The 15,436-nt window shown below is 43.9% G+C and carries 12 protein-coding genes; 8 read left to right on the top strand and 4 right to left on the bottom strand.

The features are described 5' to 3' along the window. Positions 1 to 170 precede the first annotated feature (170 nt). From GLV98_RS08745 to GLV98_RS08725, 5 genes are all read left to right on the top strand, one after another. A complete protein-coding gene (locus tag GLV98_RS08745; RefSeq protein ID WP_160914078.1) occupies positions 171 to 1,595 on the top strand; it encodes a cryptochrome/photolyase family protein in 1,425 nt (474 codons plus the stop codon). Positions 1,596 to 1,668: 73 nt separating this feature from the next. After that, positions 1,669 to 2,910 carry an aminopeptidase gene (locus GLV98_RS08740; RefSeq protein WP_160914077.1) on the top strand — a complete coding sequence of 414 codons (1,242 nt, stop codon included), beginning with the start codon at positions 1,669 to 1,671 and terminating at the stop codon, positions 2,908 to 2,910. 170 nt (positions 2,911 to 3,080) lie between these two features. Next, positions 3,081 to 4,097, top strand: coding sequence for an acyltransferase family protein (locus GLV98_RS08735; RefSeq protein WP_160914075.1), 1,017 nt, complete (start codon positions 3,081 to 3,083; stop codon positions 4,095 to 4,097). Positions 4,098 to 4,156: 59 nt separating this feature from the next. Then, a complete protein-coding gene (locus GLV98_RS08730) occupies positions 4,157 to 4,969 on the top strand; it encodes a GNAT family N-acetyltransferase (RefSeq protein WP_160914073.1) in 813 nt (270 codons plus the stop codon). A gap of 57 nt (positions 4,970 to 5,026) precedes the next feature. Continuing rightward, positions 5,027 to 5,692 (top strand): type 1 glutamine amidotransferase domain-containing protein, encoded by a 666-nt coding sequence (locus tag GLV98_RS08725; RefSeq protein ID WP_202409966.1) that lies wholly within the window; start codon positions 5,027 to 5,029, stop codon positions 5,690 to 5,692. A 645-nt stretch (positions 5,693 to 6,337) separates the two neighbouring features. Here the strand turns inward: GLV98_RS08725 and GLV98_RS08720 are convergent. Continuing rightward, a complete protein-coding gene (locus GLV98_RS08720) occupies positions 6,338 to 7,690 on the bottom strand; it encodes a YjiH family protein (RefSeq protein ID WP_160914071.1) in 1,353 nt (450 codons plus the stop codon). Positions 7,691 to 7,886: 196 nt separating this feature from the next. Here GLV98_RS08720 and GLV98_RS08715 point away from each other — a divergent pair, with 196 nt between their 5' ends. After that, positions 7,887 to 8,855, top strand: a complete 969-nt coding sequence (locus tag GLV98_RS08715) for a YbgA family protein (RefSeq protein WP_160914069.1) — start codon at positions 7,887 to 7,889, stop codon at positions 8,853 to 8,855. A gap of 1 nt (position 8,856) precedes the next feature. Here the strand turns inward: GLV98_RS08715 and GLV98_RS08710 are convergent, their stop codons facing one another. The 3 genes from GLV98_RS08710 to GLV98_RS08700 form a co-directional block, all read right to left on the bottom strand. Beyond that, positions 8,857 to 9,723, bottom strand: coding sequence for a fructosamine kinase family protein (locus tag GLV98_RS08710; RefSeq protein ID WP_160914067.1), 867 nt, complete (start codon positions 9,721 to 9,723; stop codon positions 8,857 to 8,859). Positions 9,724 to 9,740: 17 nt separating this feature from the next. Beyond that, positions 9,741 to 10,640, bottom strand: a complete 900-nt coding sequence (locus tag GLV98_RS08705) for a GNAT family N-acetyltransferase (protein WP_160914065.1) — start codon at positions 10,638 to 10,640, stop codon at positions 9,741 to 9,743. Positions 10,641 to 10,864: 224 nt separating this feature from the next. Then, positions 10,865 to 12,982, bottom strand: a complete 2,118-nt coding sequence (locus GLV98_RS08700; protein ID WP_160914063.1) for a choice-of-anchor J domain-containing protein — start codon at positions 12,980 to 12,982, stop codon at positions 10,865 to 10,867. 224 nt (positions 12,983 to 13,206) lie between these two features. Between GLV98_RS08700 and GLV98_RS08695 the strand changes: the two genes are divergently transcribed. Continuing rightward, positions 13,207 to 14,871 carry an ABC1 kinase family protein gene (locus tag GLV98_RS08695; RefSeq protein WP_160914061.1) on the top strand — a complete coding sequence of 555 codons (1,665 nt, stop codon included), beginning with the start codon at positions 13,207 to 13,209 and terminating at the stop codon, positions 14,869 to 14,871. Further along, positions 14,868 to 15,176, top strand: coding sequence for a phasin family protein (locus GLV98_RS08690; protein WP_160914059.1), 309 nt, complete (start codon positions 14,868 to 14,870; stop codon positions 15,174 to 15,176). The genes GLV98_RS08695 and GLV98_RS08690 overlap by 4 nt, the downstream gene beginning before the upstream one ends. Positions 15,177 to 15,436: the final 260 nt, after the last annotated feature.

The following is a 15,436-nucleotide window of genomic DNA, read 5'->3' as shown; positions in this document are numbered from 1 at the left end:
GGCTGGTCAGCTCCTTTTTTTGAGCGAAGAGGCCCCGGTTTGAGATGCCTTTCGCTGCTAATCAAAGAGCACGAGACTTCACGGAAGATTGTCCACATGTGGATAAGTGGCGATCTGTAGTTTATATCCACAAGTAAAAAGGAAGGGTAAAGAAGGAAGGAGGGGGAAGGATGACAAGGAGAGCTGTATGGTTTAGGAGAGACTTAAGGTTGAATGACCACACCGCTTTAGCCAAAGCGTTGGAACATACAAAAGACGACGATCAAATGGTGCTGTTTTTTCATATCCATCCATCTTTAAATGAATCATTCACACCGAGACATGATTATTTTTTTCAAACATTAAAGAGCCTCGTAGACAGGGCAGAGGAATGGAAGGCTCCAATCCATTTCATTCATGGAGATACGGAAGAAGCGTTCCGACATCTGTTGGAGGAATTAGAGGTGGACATGCTTTATTTCAATAGAGACGAAGTCGGGTTCGGGAGAGAGCGGGATGAATCAATTACTGAATACTTAGGGAATCGGGATGTTGAAGTCTATTCTTACAACGACCACCATCTTCACGGGGCCGATGAAGTGCAGAAAAACGATGGAGGATTTTACAAAGTTTTCTCTCCCTACCTTAAGAAGTGGAAACAACTTCAGAAGCCGGCCATCCAAAAGGTGGATCATGATCAGTTATCTTCCTCCGCTTTAGATGAGAGAAAGGCATTTTCTGAGGGCCAGCGCGCATATGATGATTTGATCAAAAAAACAGCCGGCGTGTATGATGGCGTCGGAGAAAAAGATGCGCTGGAGCGGCTGGATCATTTTCTGGATGAGGACATTTACGACTATGATGAACGGCGTGATTTTCCTGCCATCGATGGGACGAGTCTGATGTCTCGTTTTCTACGCACAGGGGCGATATCCATTAGAACCATCTATCATAAAATCGAAGAGGACGTGGATTTTAGGAAAAACACGTCTGGGGTGGATACGTACATCTCTGAGCTGGCCTGGCGGGATTTTTACAACATGATCTACCATTACTATCCTGATGCTAATTCTACAGAAATGGTGGAAAAATACAGAGGAATTCCCTGGAACAATGATGATGAAGTGCTTGGAAAATGGAAAGAAGGTCAGACAGGGTTTCCGCTTATCGATGCAGCGATGCGCCAACTGAATGAAACGGGATGGATGCATAACCGCTTGCGCATGGCTGTTGCTTCATTTTTGACGAAAGATCTGCTTATGGATTGGCGTGAAGGGGAACGGTATTTTTCTGAACAGCTGGTGGATTATGATCCTGCTTCCAACATAGGGGGCTGGCAATGGGCGGCCTCTACGGGCACCGATCCTGTCCCGTACTTTCGGATCTTTAATCCAACAAGGCAGTCAGAGCGATTCGATCCCCACGGACGCTTCATCAAAGAGTGGCTGCCTGAACTTGAAAACGTAAAAAAGAAACACATCCATGAACCATCTAAAATGACAGAAGAAGAACAGAAGGAAGCGGGATGTATCGTCGGGGAAGACTATCCGGAACCAATTGTCGACCATAAAACGATGAGAGAACGAGCGATTGAAATGTTCAAAGATAAAGCGTAAAGACGTTCGTTCTAGGAAACATCCCCGGGATATGAAATAATAGACAGATAATGAAGAAGTTGGAGGGTGGACATTGAATAAACATCAAAAACAATTAGAAAAGTATGCAGATCTTGCATTAAAAAAAGGTGTGAATCTACAAAGAGGACAAGGATTGATCATTAATGCTCCGATTGAAGCGGCTGAGCTCGTCCGCACGATTTCAGCGAAAGCCTATGGAAGAGGGGCGAAGAATGTGCACTTGGAGTGGAATGATGAAGTGCTCAGTTTCATGAAAATGAAGAACGCTCCGATGGAAGTGCTTGAGAATTTCCCTAAATGGAAGGCGGAAGGCCTGGAAGAGATGGTCAAGGATGGATACGCGCTTTTATCCATTTACGGACCCAATCCTGATTTATTCAAAGGCATCGATTCAGAGCGGATCGCTAAGGCGAATAAAGCCAGTGGGGAAGCACTCACGAAGTATAGAGACTATATTATGAACGATAAAACCACATGGTCGATCATTGTCTATCCACAAGAAGCATGGGCTCAAAAAGTGTTCCCTGATCATTCCCCTGAAGAGGCGCAAGACAAGTTGTGGGAACAAATTTTCCACATCACTCGCATCGATCAGGAAGATCCGATCAAAGCATGGGAAGAGCATAATGAAAAGCTTCGTCAGGCTCGAGAGTATTTGAATCAGAAGCAATACAAAAAGCTTCACTATAAAGGACCTGGCACAGAGTTGTCCATCGAGCTTGTCCAAAACCACATTTGGCATGGCGGTTCAACGACTTCAGAGAAAGGGACGGAATTCAACCCGAATATTCCGACAGAAGAAGTGTTCACAATGCCACACAAAACAGGGGTCCAAGGAAAAGTCACAAGTACGAAACCTCTCAATTATGGAGGCAATCTGATCGAAAACTTCACACTGACGTTCGAGAATGGAAAAGTCGTCGACTATCAAGCAGAATCTGGAGAAGAAACTTTAAAACACATGCTTGAGAGCGATGATGGAGCCAAACGTCTTGGAGAGGTGGCTCTAGTTCCCAATGAGTCACCAATTTCTAAGTCCGGGCACATTTTCTACAACACGCTTTATGATGAAAATGCTTCCTGTCACCTGGCTTTAGGAAAAGCTTACCCGACCAACATCCGTGGTGGTTCATCCTTCAATAAAGAACAAATGGAGTCCCACGGGGTCAATGACAGTTTGATTCATGAAGATTTCATGATGGGTTCAGAGGAGTTAAATATTGACGGTGAAACAAAAGAAGGGGAATTTGAAGCGATCTTCCGTAAAGGTACATGGGCCATCGACTTCGAATGATTCCAGCGAGGCATCCGTAAAGGGTGTCTCTTTTTTAGACATAACAATTCATAACAGAAGATAACAATTGGTTTACATATGGTTTAAAAATGAATAAAAGTGCCTTAAAAAGCACAGGAATGTGGTAAACAAGGAGTAGAGGATTAATCGATAATGAAGGGTGAGACAACATGAAACGTGATGCCTTTTTTGATAATGCCAAACTCGTTCTGATTTTTCTCGTCGTCTTTGGTCATATCATTCAGCCATTTACAGACGGATCAAGGCCGATGTACACATTATATACTTGGATTTATACGTTCCACATGCCTGCATTCATTTTTCTTGCTGGGTTCTTTGCGAAAGGATCAGGAGAAAAAGACTACATCTTACAATTAGCTAAAAAATTGATCTTACCGTATCTTATTTTCCAACTCGTTTATACGGGGTATTACTTCTTCATTGGAAAAGGAGCGACCTTGAGCGGTATTTTCTATCCACACTGGTCCCTATGGTTCTTGTTCAGCTTGTTCTGCTGGCACATCCTGTTGTATTGGTTCAAAAAGATCCCTCCATTCCTTGGAGTGGCCATTGCCGTGCAAATCGGGGTGCTCGTCGGGTACTTCAGTGACATCGGGCATCATTTCAGCTTGTCCCGGACGTTCGTTTTCTTCCCGTTTTTCCTTGTGGGGTATTGGTTGACGAAAGAACATGTCCACAAATGGAGAACACGACGAGTGAAAGAAGCAAGCCTTGTCGTGATGGCCATCGTTGCCTCCGTCATCGCCCTCTTTCCAGAATTCAGCTCAGGGTGGCTGCTCGGCTCTAAATCGTATGAGGTGCTTGGAAGCCCTGAAATGGGAGGCCTGTTCCGTTTGGGTGTTTATGTGCTTGCAGCGGTCATGACCATTAGTGTCTTTGCTTGGGTGCCGAATACTCAATACCGGTTGACTTACCTTGGTGGAAGAACGTTATACGTTTATTTACTGCACGGGTTCTTCATTCAATTTTTCCGGCAGGCCGATTGGTTCAAAGTCGACCACGTGTTTGATGTCTTAGGTCTTGCAATTGTAGCTGCAGCGATTGTGTATGTTTTATCGAGCGGAATCATCCGCACGCTGACACAGCCATTTATAGAAGGGCGCATACAGCTCTTGAAAAAATGGTGGCACCGGATCAATCAAAAAGATTCTTCTTTTCAGTCCTAAGCAGGGTTTCCCTCCTTTGTAGAGAATGTGTAAGTAGAAATTAAAGGAGGGGAAACCTGATGAGAGTGATGTCTATGAAGGATTGTTCTTTTGACCATGCCCTTACATCCTGGAATGAGGGATTTCAAGATTACTCGGTCCAAATTCAAATGGAGTTGGATGGATTTTTAAAAATGATCAGCTCTAAACGATTATCTCCTGCTTATTCATTCATCGTGTATGATGAAGAAAAGCCTGTAGGGATCGTTTTGAATGGCATCCAAGAGATCGACGGAATAAAAACGGCATACAACGGAGGGACAGCTGTGCACCCTTCGTATCGTAAAAGAGGAGTGGGACGCTTGCTGGTTCACTCCTCTTTATCTATGTATGAAAAAGAGAGCGCCACTGTAGCTATATTAGAAGCGATATCAGATAACCGATCCGCGATTGCTTTATACGAAAGGTATGGATATCAAGTAGTGGATCATTTACACATCATGAGATCCACACCCGGAGGGGATACAGGAGAAACCCCGAACCGTTTAGAATCCATAAGTGAAGGTGAATGGAAGGAGCAACTATCCAAAGGGGAATACCCATGGCAGAATCAACCCTTTTCCATAGATAAGGGGGAGTTTTACAAAGTCACGGATGCTGAAGAAATCCTCGGTGGCTTAGTCTTCACACGGAATGAGAAAGGGCAGATCACATTATTTCAGCTACAGTCTGAACACAAGGGGAAGGAATGCCTGAAAACCCTTCGTTCCAGCTATCCGGATGCCACCATCACTGCCTTCAATATGCCTGAAACGAGTTCCGCCTATGAAGCATTGATGAAAGCAGGGTTCGAAACCAAAATGCAGCAGGTTTGGATGAAAAAAGTATTGTGATTGAAATGATTTCATTTGTAAATAATAGGAGGGATATGGACAAGGAGGTTGCTGATCATGGATCAAAAGATATTAATGATTGTGACGAATGCGGACCAATTGGACGGAAAACATGAAACAGGATTATGGCTTCAGGAATTTGTTGAGCCTGCAACGGAGTTCAAGGAAGCGGGTTATGAAGTCATAGCAGCGAGCCCCAAAGGAGGACGTCCGCCCATCGATCCGAACAGCTATAGCAATAGACTGCCGAAGGTTTGGGACGGCGTCATGGAACCCATCAATAAAACCGTTCCTCTAGCCGAAGTAGACCCAACAGAATTTGCAGGAATTTTTCTTTGCGGGGGGCACGGAACGATGGTCGACTTCCCGGAAAATGATGAGCTTGAAGAATTACTCCGGCACTTTTTAACAGAAGGAAAAGTCATTGGTGCTGTATGTCATGGACCTGCAGGCTTTGTTGGCGTTGAGGATCATAATGGCCAGCCACTTGTGGAAAGTAAAAAGATCACCGGCTTTACGAACGAGGAAGAAAAAGAAACGGGACTCGATTCCGTTGTTCCGTTTATGCTGGAAGACCGTTTGAAGGAAGCGGGAGCAGAGTTTGATTCTGGTGAGGCTTACTCGGATCACGTCGTCAGCGACGATCCCTTCGTCACCGGACAAAACCCACAGTCAAGCCTGTCAACAGCACAAAAAATGCTCGAACTCCTAAAAAACCGCTAAGCCCCCCAAAAGCTTAGCGGTTTTTTCCATATAAGCTCCCGATTGTGGAAGACTCAGTTTCGAGAAGATTGTGTGGTTCTAGGGGCTCCGGGAAAAGGTTCGCTTTCCATGGGGCGGGCGGTGAGCCTCCTCAGGCTACGCCTTCCGGGGTCTCACCTGTCCCACACGTCCCATAGGAGTCTCACCGTTTCCCTCCGCCCCTTAACTTTATAAGTGTCTCGAAACCACTTATGTTTTCATACCTAAGAGAGGCGCAGGTGTATATACTTGTTAAGCAAGCATTTAAGCCAGCATTCAGAGATTTTTTTAACTAGAGAGCAGCGGTTTTGGAAGTTGTTTTACCCTGTATGGGGTTCCACTTCTCACAACCATACAAGCTGATTTTTTAGAAGTGGTTTCGAGACACTTATATCGCAAAGGGCGGAGGGGAGTGGCGAGACTCCTGCGGGAAAAAAGTGCAGGGTGAGACCCCACAGGACGCAGTCCGAGGAGGCTCACCGCGCTCCCGCGGAAAGCGAGTCATTCCCCGCAGCCCCATCCACTCAACAAAAATCTCGAAATCAAGTATTCCATTTACTTCCATAAGAAATCTGGATTTTATTGGATGAAAAAAGCACTTCCTCGTTTGGAGGAAGTGCTTTTGCTTTAGAATAATAGATGCGCGATTAGAGTGATAATTGGCAGTGTGATGATGGTTCTTAGAAGGAAGATGATGAATAGGTCTTTGATATTGACTGGAACTTTAGATCCAAGCAATAGACCACCAACTTCAGACATATAAATCAACTGCGTTACAGATAAAGATGCAATGATGAAACGGGTCATTTCACTTTCGATAGAGGATCCGATAATCGCAGGAAGGAACATGTCCGCGAAACCAACAAGGATTGTTTCAGATGCTTCCTGTGCATAAGGAACCTGCATCAGCTCAAGAAGTGGAATGAAAGGCATGCCGATCCATGTGAAAAATGGAGTGAACTCGGCAATGACGAGCGCGATGGTACCCAGTGCCATAACAATTGGTGCTACACCCATCCACATATCCAGGATATTCTGGGTTCCCTGTTTTAGGAAGTTCCCGATTCCGCTCGCTTTGCTGCCTCGTTCTACGGCTTTAGTATAGCCGTAAGTGATCAAGTTGTGATGTTCGGGCACTTCTTCTTTTTGATCGCTTGGTTCTTCCGTTACATACGTATCTGCTTTTCTAGAAAGAGGCGGGATTCTCGGCATGATCAAAGCAGCGATGAAGCCTGCGATTGCTACAGTTAAGTAAAACTGACCGAACATATCGCCAAGACCCACCTCTTGAATGACTACAAGGCTGAAGGTAATGGATACAACGGAAAAGGTTGTCCCGATAACAGCTGCTTCACGCTTCGTATAATAACCCTCTTCATATTGTTTACTTGTAAGAAGGACACCGATGGTTCCATCTCCTAACCAGGAGGCTAAGGAATCGATGGAAGAACGTCCCGGCAATCGGAATAGTGGACGCATGATTTTTGTTAAGATGACTCCGAACAGTTCAAGCAGCCCGTAGTTCAAAAGCAGTGGTAAAAACAATCCTGCAAATAGAAAAACGGCAAAGAGAACATGTAGAAGGGAGTCAAGAAGTAAGCCACCTGTGTTGGCACTTATAATCGCTTCAGGTCCGATTTGAAAGTAAACCATGATGGCGAAGATCATACCTAATAGGCGAGTAACCATCCATACTGGTGGAACATTAAATAGAGACTGGAAAAATGGTGAACCACTCAGAGCTTCTTTGCCAGCCGCCTTTGCGATAACCGTCCCAATAGCTGTAATGGTAATAATGATCGTCATGATCAAGGATAAATAGTCGGCAAGCCAGGTTTCCACCCAACCGGCTAGAATCGCGATTGGAATGGTTACGGCCCCGTCATCCCCGAAGATCGGAAACATGAATAGGAATATTCCGATCAAGGATGGAATTATGAACTTTAAGTGTGATGATGCTTTGAAGTCTTTCGCTCTCATCCAAAATCTCTCCTGACGTTGTCTGATTTTTTTATTTATAAATACTTGAGAATAATTATGCAACACTATTTATTCTATTACGTTTTCCGTCAAAAACCAATAGGAAATTTGTAGATGATCGGCGGTTTGTGTTTATGGAAGTAGAAAATGAGGAACGTTTGCTAGTACTTGTATTTGTCAGAAAGGGGAAAAGGAAATGCGGCATTTCCCTACACCGAAAGTCGTTGTCAGCCGTTGTTTGGAATTTGCAGAGGTCCGCTATAATGGAGCCGTTATTCCAGATAAAGCCGTTCAGCGTATGCAGTCCCATGTAAAGTTTATACCCGTTTGTCCAGAAGTTGAAATCGGGCTTGGTGTCCCACGTGAAGTCATTCGTATTGTGGCTGGCGAAGAAGAACAGCTTGTCCAGCCGAAAACAGGGGAAAATCTTACGAATACCATGAATGAGTTCTCCGAAGGTTTTCTTGAGCATTTGACCGACGTGGATGGTTTTTTATTGAAAAACCGATCCCCGACGTGCGGCATGCATGACGTGAAAGTTTATCACAGTGAAGGGAACTCTCAAGTGGTCGGGAAGACGTCAGGTTTTTTCGCGAAAAAAATCCTTCATCGGCATGGAGGACTTGCCATTGAAGAAGAAGGAAGGCTGAAAAACTTCACATTGAGGCACCACTTTTTAACGAAGTTGTTTACTTTAGCTGACTTCAGGGAGACGAAGAAAGAAGAGGGAATGAAAGGGTTGCAGCAATTTCATGCCCGTAACAAATACCTATTTATGGCTTATCATCCTGGTACACTCAAGAAAATGGGACAAACGGTCGCGAATCATGATCACCTTGATTTTGAGCAGGTCATTGAGAGCTATGAACCGTTGCTGCATGAGCTCATGAGCAAGCCTGCAAAACCAAGTGCCCATGTAAACGTGTGTCAGCATATCGCAGGTTACTTCAAAAAGGATCTGTCTAAAGAGGAGAAAGAAAGCTTCCGCAGCCTCTTGGAACAATATAAAGAAGAGAAAGTTCCCTTAAGTGCTGTATTGAGTGTGCTGAATTGTTGGGTCGCCCGTTTTCAAAGTGAGTATCTTAAACAGCAGACCTATTTTGAACCCTATCCGCTTGATCTAGTGGAAATATCGGATTCAGGAAAGGGGAGGGCCTATTCCTGAATCAACCGACATAGGTTTTCAAAATCCGATCCACTTGTGATCCATACATTTCGCCAAAGATATTAAGGTGGACGAGCAAATAGAAAAGCTGGTAGATGGGTTTGGTATCCTGATAATCATCGGGAAGCGCGAAATACGCGTTGTACTGATCTAAAAAGTTTGATGGGAACCCTCCAAACAGCTCGGTGAAGGCAAGTTCGAACGCATGGTCTCCGTAGAGGGTAGACGGATCGATCAAAACAGGATCGCCCTCACGAGAGGTCATCCAATTCCCGCCCCATAAATCGCCGTGCAGGAGAGAGGCTTTTGGTTTTTCTGGAATGAATCCTTCGATTTCATCAATCAGTTTTCTCAATCGTTCTTCGCGTAGACCTGAAATCGTACCTTTGGTTACTCCTGTTTTCAACTGTCCACCTAAACGGTAGCGGCTGTAATACTCTGTCCAAGAAGGACACCACTCATTCGGTTGATCCAATTCACCGACGAACGTCGGTTTTCCGTATCCGTATTTGACTGAGGTATGCTGATGCATGTGAGCCAAGCTCTTTCCGAGGGAATGGGAAGCATCTGAAGAACCTTTTTCGATCCATTCCATAACTAGAGCGGCTTTTTCATCACCATCCGGGCAGTCATAATGGAAAACTTCAGGTACGCGGATCGTTCCTGTTTCCTTGATCAGCCCTAATCCCTCGGCTTCCACCTGGAAAAAATGGCTCGCGACTTTTTCATTAACTTTAATAAAATAAGGACGAAGATTTGTTTCTACATAAAACGACTGATTGATATCTCCTCCGCTCACAGATTTGATGGAGCGTACGGTTGAGGTGTCGTTGACTTTTTCTAATGTCTCACGAATGAAAAGCTCCATGGGATCCCTCCTTTTTTTTAATGGATGGTTGTGGAAAGCGGCGGTTCTGGTTTCATTTCTTTTTGATAGGCATAAATGGTGTGAATTTCTTTAAATCCGAATTGTTTATATAAGGCTTCTGCCTGTTGGTTCTCTGTTCTGACTGAAAGGGTGACAACATCCAGTTCAAGGGCATAGAACGCATACTGCAACGCATGATGGATGAGCTCTGAACCGACACCACTGCTCCGGTGATCAGCGTCTACATTCACAAAGCAAATTTCTCCCTCATGTCCGGAGATGATGGTTTCGAAGTAAATGTATCCAATTAACTCTCCGTTCTGCTGGTAGCCCCACAGATAATTGCCCTCATCCAGAGATAGATGCAACATTTCTTTTGTCGTATAGTAAGCGGCTGATGGGTGGATGTCATCCAAAGCTTCATAGTCTTCCTGACTAAGCCCGACAATCGACGTGTTTTTAGTTTCATTGGCTTCGTAGGAAGATTTATGGACAGCTAACGTCCGTTCCACATTGTACATCTGAAACTGATGTCTCTCTGTAAAGGAAACGAGTGCTTCATTGGCAGCAAAACAGGCCACCTTCACGACATCAAAGTGTAGCTGCGCCGTTAAAGATGCTTTGTCCCATAAACGTTCGATGACTTCCTCCTGATCCTTGATAGCGAAAGGCCCGAGCAGGCGGCATAGTTTTTGTTCGAAAAAAGGCAGGATGCCAAGGAAACCGATGATTTCTTCTCCTTCCCGGGCTACATAGGCAAGAGGTTCTTTGAACTGCGTCAACGTCCATATCTGTTCAAAGATCTCATTTTGTTCAGAAGCCATCCAGGCCACGTAATGGTGATCTTGTTCGTTCACTTTAAACAGCCATTCGGCAACGGTATGTAACTCTTTGACTTCCAATTCACGTATATGCATCCGCAACACTCCTTTATATAATAAATTTTCACACAGTTGGTATAGAAGGCGCAACTGTTAGGAAAACGTGTGAGGGGAATCGTTGATATGGAATAGAGAATCTCTCATAGAGCTTGAGTTATTCCATCCAACCCAGGTGGAAATCACGCAAGAGAGAAGAAGATCATTCGAACCTTAATTCCAACCATTAAAATACCCCCAGTCATACGACTGGGGGAAGGAATTTACTTATTCTTTTTTGGGCCTTTTTCTTTGTACTCTACTTGATATTCGAATTCAACAGGGTTCAAGCTGTCCTGTGGAGCCGCATAGTACGTCGTCATGTACGTCTTACCAGGTCGGAACACTTGTTGAAGCTCCAATGCATCCTCTTCTGTAACATTGAATGGATCGACTTCAACCACTTGATACTTCCCGTTGTTTTTCTCTTTAATGAACGTAACGCCATAGTCTACATAATTTCCGAGAAGTTCCGCTTTAGACATGAACGGTTCTTTTGTACTTCCATCATAACTCAATCCGATTTCAGGCACTTCGATGTTATCAATGAACCAGCCTGTGTCATTGTAACCCCAGTCTGTCAAGTAACGGAAAGAGATGTGGACCTCTTGTCCAGCATACTCAGAAAGGTCGAAGCTCTCAGACTGGTAATCTTCAAAGTGTCCGGTGAAACCAGGAACATTTTCTTTGATTTTCGGATAACCTTCTTCGACGACATCGGATCGCGTGTTTTCGTTTTCAAGGGACGTCCATGTTTGTCCGTTGTCTGTGGAGACTTGAACGACACCATAATCCCAGCTCTCTTCAATGTCCACAAAGTGGTCGAAGTTCAGTGTCGCATCTTCAACATCTGTTAAGTCTGCTTTAAAAATCAAATTGTTGTCCAATTCGTCTCCTGTTCCGGCAGAAAGCACTTCGTTATCGCTTCCTAAAGGATCGGTAACGGATTCCCACGTGTTATCTTCAAAATCTACGCCATTAAACTTGAAGGACTCTACTTTCTCACCTGGTTCAAAGTTGAACTCTTTAAAGTCTGTACCCCAGGCAGGCACACCCTCTTTTTCATAGTCTTTCGCTTTTTCGAAGTTGACGGTTTTGCCGCGTGTTTCCCCGTCCCCAACAGGAAGGTTGCGCAGATCGATGTTTTCAAAACCATATTTTCCGCCTTTGAATTTCGGATCATCAACAACTAAGGCTGTAGAGAAGTCTTGGTAAACTTCATTGAATGTTACGTTCAAACCAAAGTCTTTATAGGCGGTTTCAAAACTTTCAATACTGTTCAGCTCATCTTTTGCAATGTGGCGGATGAACTCTTGTCCAAATCTTTCGTAGTTGTAAAGGGTGAATAGTTGAACCAGGCCATAATCAGCAATGGTTTCAGGACCTGTTTCAGCCATACGATGGTCATCCCAGTTTGTTAACGAGTTTTCCGGGTGGTCAAGCAGGAAGTTGATAGATCCTGAATCCAGGCCATAGCCACCTAAGTATTCAGAGAAAGTCGACATTCCTTCATTTAACCAGGAAGTTTCGTCACCGTCGTTGTCTGCATGGATCAAGTGCTGGAGTTCATGGATCGTCGTTCCGAAGAATGTGCTTTCCAGGCGTGTATCCCAGTCTCTTGAATCGATCGTGATGATGTTACGATCCATGTAATTCTCTAGTGTCTGCCAGAAGAACCCGGCCACGAAGAATGGGTACGTGGGGTCGTTATAATTATCATCTGTAACGTTATCGACAAGGATGATGACTTTGTCACCGTCGCCTTGATAATAGCCTTCAGGAACAATACCTAAATCTTCAAGTTGAGCATTCGTTCCGTCCAATGTATCTGGAGAGCCAAAGAAATCAGTGGCTACAGGATACATGTTTTCATCGAATTCTTTTGCCATTTTGTCCGCTTGTTCTTGTGTGACTACATGAGCCGGACGCTCGTCTCCTTCAGGGAAGGAAAGGTCATTCGCTACCCATACTTCTGCATGTTCTCCTACGCTTTGAAGAGTAAACTCTTTAAAAGCTAAATCCCTAGTGAGGAATTGTTTCGTTTCACCTGCGGCAGAAGTACTTGTAGCTTCCTCGTTTGATTCAGATTCGCTTCCTTCTTCCCCATTAAAGTTTACTTTGGATGCATTATCCTTAATCGTTTGCTTTGCTTGTCTCTGGAAGCTTTCGCTATCGTCCAAGCGCTGCAATTGACCATCAATATCTATCTTTTCACTGTACCGTTCGACATTCCAATTTTCCTGGACTTTGCTTGCGCTTACTTCTGTTACAGCAGCTGGAGAGAGCAAAGACAAGGTCAAAGCACCGGCTGACAGTAAAGCTGTTAGTTTCTTATTCTTCAAAATATGATCCCCCTATGAAAAAATTGTAAAAACATCTAAGTTTTATTATGTAGAATATTCTAAAAAATTAGAATAGTCATTTTGGATTGATTTTCGGAACCCGAAATAAATTTATTGGGAATAAAGTTATAGGTAAAATTAACCCCTTAAGCTGAAAAATTTTCATGATTGATGATAATAAGAGAAGGGAAGAATGAAGTACAGAAGTATGAAGGGGGAGGAAAATGGGACAACGGTTGAAATACATATCCATATATAGGATTTCCATCATCGTCTGGATGGCGTTGAAGTTTCTCATACAAATTTTCTGGTTTGAAAAAAGGCATCGGATTTGGGATCAGGATACGAAGCGGAAATGGGAGGAAATGCTGGCAAAGCAAGCAGAAGAATATCGTAAAAAGGCTGTTTTATTAGGTGGTCTCTTGATCAAATTCGGGCAATTTTTAAGCTCAAGAGGAGATCTATTACCCCAGTCATTTATTAAAGAATTAGAGGGGCTCGTCGACAGAGTTGAGCCAATCCCCTTCCAGTATTCTAAAAAGACTATAGAGGAAGATTGGAATGCATCCCTTGATGCATACCTATCAGATATCAATGAAGATTCAGTTGCATCAGCTTCCATTGGGGAAGTCTATAAAGCGCATTTGAAAGACGGTACGCCTGTAGCTGTCAAAGTCCAACGATACCGGGTTCGCGATACGTTTCGAATGGATTTTAAAGCATTGAAAATTGTATTTTGGATGCTGGATAAGCTTACTGTTTACGGGAAAAAAGCAGATTTGCCCGCTTTGTATCGTGAAGTCGTCCGGGTGATCAGCAACGAACTGGATTTTACGATGGAGCTTGAAAACGGCAACCATTTCAAAAAGAGGTTTGCAGATTTTGATGATGTCTACATTCCTGATTATTATTCCGATCTATCGACGAAACGTGTCCTTGTCATGGAATGGATCGAAGGAACAAAAATCACGGACTTATCTTTTATTAAAAAGCATGGCATTGACCGTGAAGGAATCGCTCGTACGTTGTTTGATTTGTGTGTCGAACAGTTTCTCTATGCAGGAATGTTCCACTCTGATCCGCACCCCGGAAATCTGATGTTAAAAGAAGATGGTACGGTCGTCGTCATCGACTTCGGAATGGTCGGGGAAATCAAAAATGAAGATGCCAATTCAATCCGGAAAATGATTCAAGGTTTCATACTAGATGATTACGACAGAGTGATTGAATCGCTGCAGGAAATGGATTTCCTACTTCCTGATGCGGATACAGAAAAAGTGAAGAAACTGCTGAAGCAGACGACAGACATGTACTTGGATGGGAACTTTGACAAGTTGGATGCGCATATGATGAATGATATGCTGGGCGATTTGCAAGAGTTTGTGAAAGAGCAGCCGATTCAACTCCCAGCCGATTATGCATTTTTAGGACGTGCGACTTCGATCATTGTAGGGGTGCTCACGAGTGTTTACCCTCAGATCGATTTGATTCAGTGGGGCAGACCCGTCATTAAGAAATGGATGTCAGGAGAAGCGTCCAGTTTCTCTCTTTATAAAGAAATCGCAAAAGAGACAGCTCGCCCGCTCCTTTCTTTGCCGAGAGCGTTGGTCGAGTATCTCGAGGATGGAGATAAAGAGAGGGAATGGAAGAGTTATCATCAGAAAAACCATCTGTTTCATCAATATTATTTATTTTATACGTTCTTTTCGCTCGTCATTGCAGGGATCGGTGCAGCCGCTTTATATTACACATTCATCGTTCCTGTCCTCCCGACTGTGTGGATCGGGAGTATCCTTTCAGGAATAGGTGTGCTTGGCTTTTTCGTTAGTTCGTTCAATCACTTGAGGATGTTGAAACGCATCCATCACAATAGGAGGAATGAAGGATGAGTGATTTATTAAAGAAAGGATTCCACCTGGGTTTAGGCGCTGCCATCAGTGGCAAGGAACGTTTTGAAAAAATGGTCAACGAAATGGTGAAGCGCGGAGAAATCAGCCCCTCACAAGCAAAGACAATGGTCAACAATTGGATGAATCAATGGATTTCCAAAGGACAAAACAAAGATAAAGAATGGAATGAACAAGCGAAAGCCAGGTTCCAGGATCAAATGAAGGAACTGGGCTTTGTTTCAAAAGAAGAGTATGAAAAACTGGAAGCCCGCATTGAAAGGCTTGAAAATCTTCATGGAAGATAACAACGAAGCCCCCATTTCTGACCCACTCAGAAATGGGGGCTTTTCTTTCCTATAGTGTTGAACAACACTTACGGATACGCAGAATACTTGAGTTTCCATCCTTTTTTGTAGAAGGTGGTGTGTCGGGGGAGTGCCCACTTCACCCGCAATTCCTTACATAAATAACTAAACGAAGTCTTAAAACTATGAAGCATTTGTGGGAAAAAAGAAGGCGTTTTGTTCTGTAAGGATTAGGTAATAGAGCATAACTAGGCAGTTCT

It is taken from the genome of Halobacillus litoralis, from assembly GCF_009856415.1.
Taxonomy (GTDB): domain Bacteria; phylum Bacillota; class Bacilli; order Bacillales; family Halobacillaceae; genus Halobacillus; species Halobacillus litoralis_C.
The sequence above is the reverse complement of the archived record's forward strand: the minus strand, read 5'-3'. Positions and strand labels throughout refer to the sequence as shown.

Coding starts and splice junctions, on each gene's coding strand:
- GLV98_RS08745 (WP_160914078.1), top strand. CDS start 171: ATGACAAGGAGAGCTGTATGGTTTAGGAGAGACTTAAGGTTGAATGAC.
- GLV98_RS08735 (WP_160914075.1), top strand. CDS start 3,081: ATGAAACGTGATGCCTTTTTTGATAATGCCAAACTCGTTCTGATTTTT.
- GLV98_RS08730 (WP_160914073.1), top strand. CDS start 4,157: ATGAGAGTGATGTCTATGAAGGATTGTTCTTTTGACCATGCCCTTACA.
- GLV98_RS08725 (WP_202409966.1), top strand. CDS start 5,027: ATGGATCAAAAGATATTAATGATTGTGACGAATGCGGACCAATTGGAC.
- GLV98_RS08720 (WP_160914071.1), bottom strand. CDS start 7,690: ATGAGAGCGAAAGACTTCAAAGCATCATCACACTTAAAGTTCATAATT.
- GLV98_RS08715 (WP_160914069.1), top strand. CDS start 7,887: ATGCGGCATTTCCCTACACCGAAAGTCGTTGTCAGCCGTTGTTTGGAA.
- GLV98_RS08710 (WP_160914067.1), bottom strand. CDS start 9,723: ATGGAGCTTTTCATTCGTGAGACATTAGAAAAAGTCAACGACACCTCA.
- GLV98_RS08705 (WP_160914065.1), bottom strand. CDS start 10,640: ATGCATATACGTGAATTGGAAGTCAAAGAGTTACATACCGTTGCCGAA.
- GLV98_RS08695 (WP_160914061.1), top strand. CDS start 13,207: ATGGGACAACGGTTGAAATACATATCCATATATAGGATTTCCATCATC.
- GLV98_RS08690 (WP_160914059.1), top strand. CDS start 14,868: ATGAGTGATTTATTAAAGAAAGGATTCCACCTGGGTTTAGGCGCTGCC.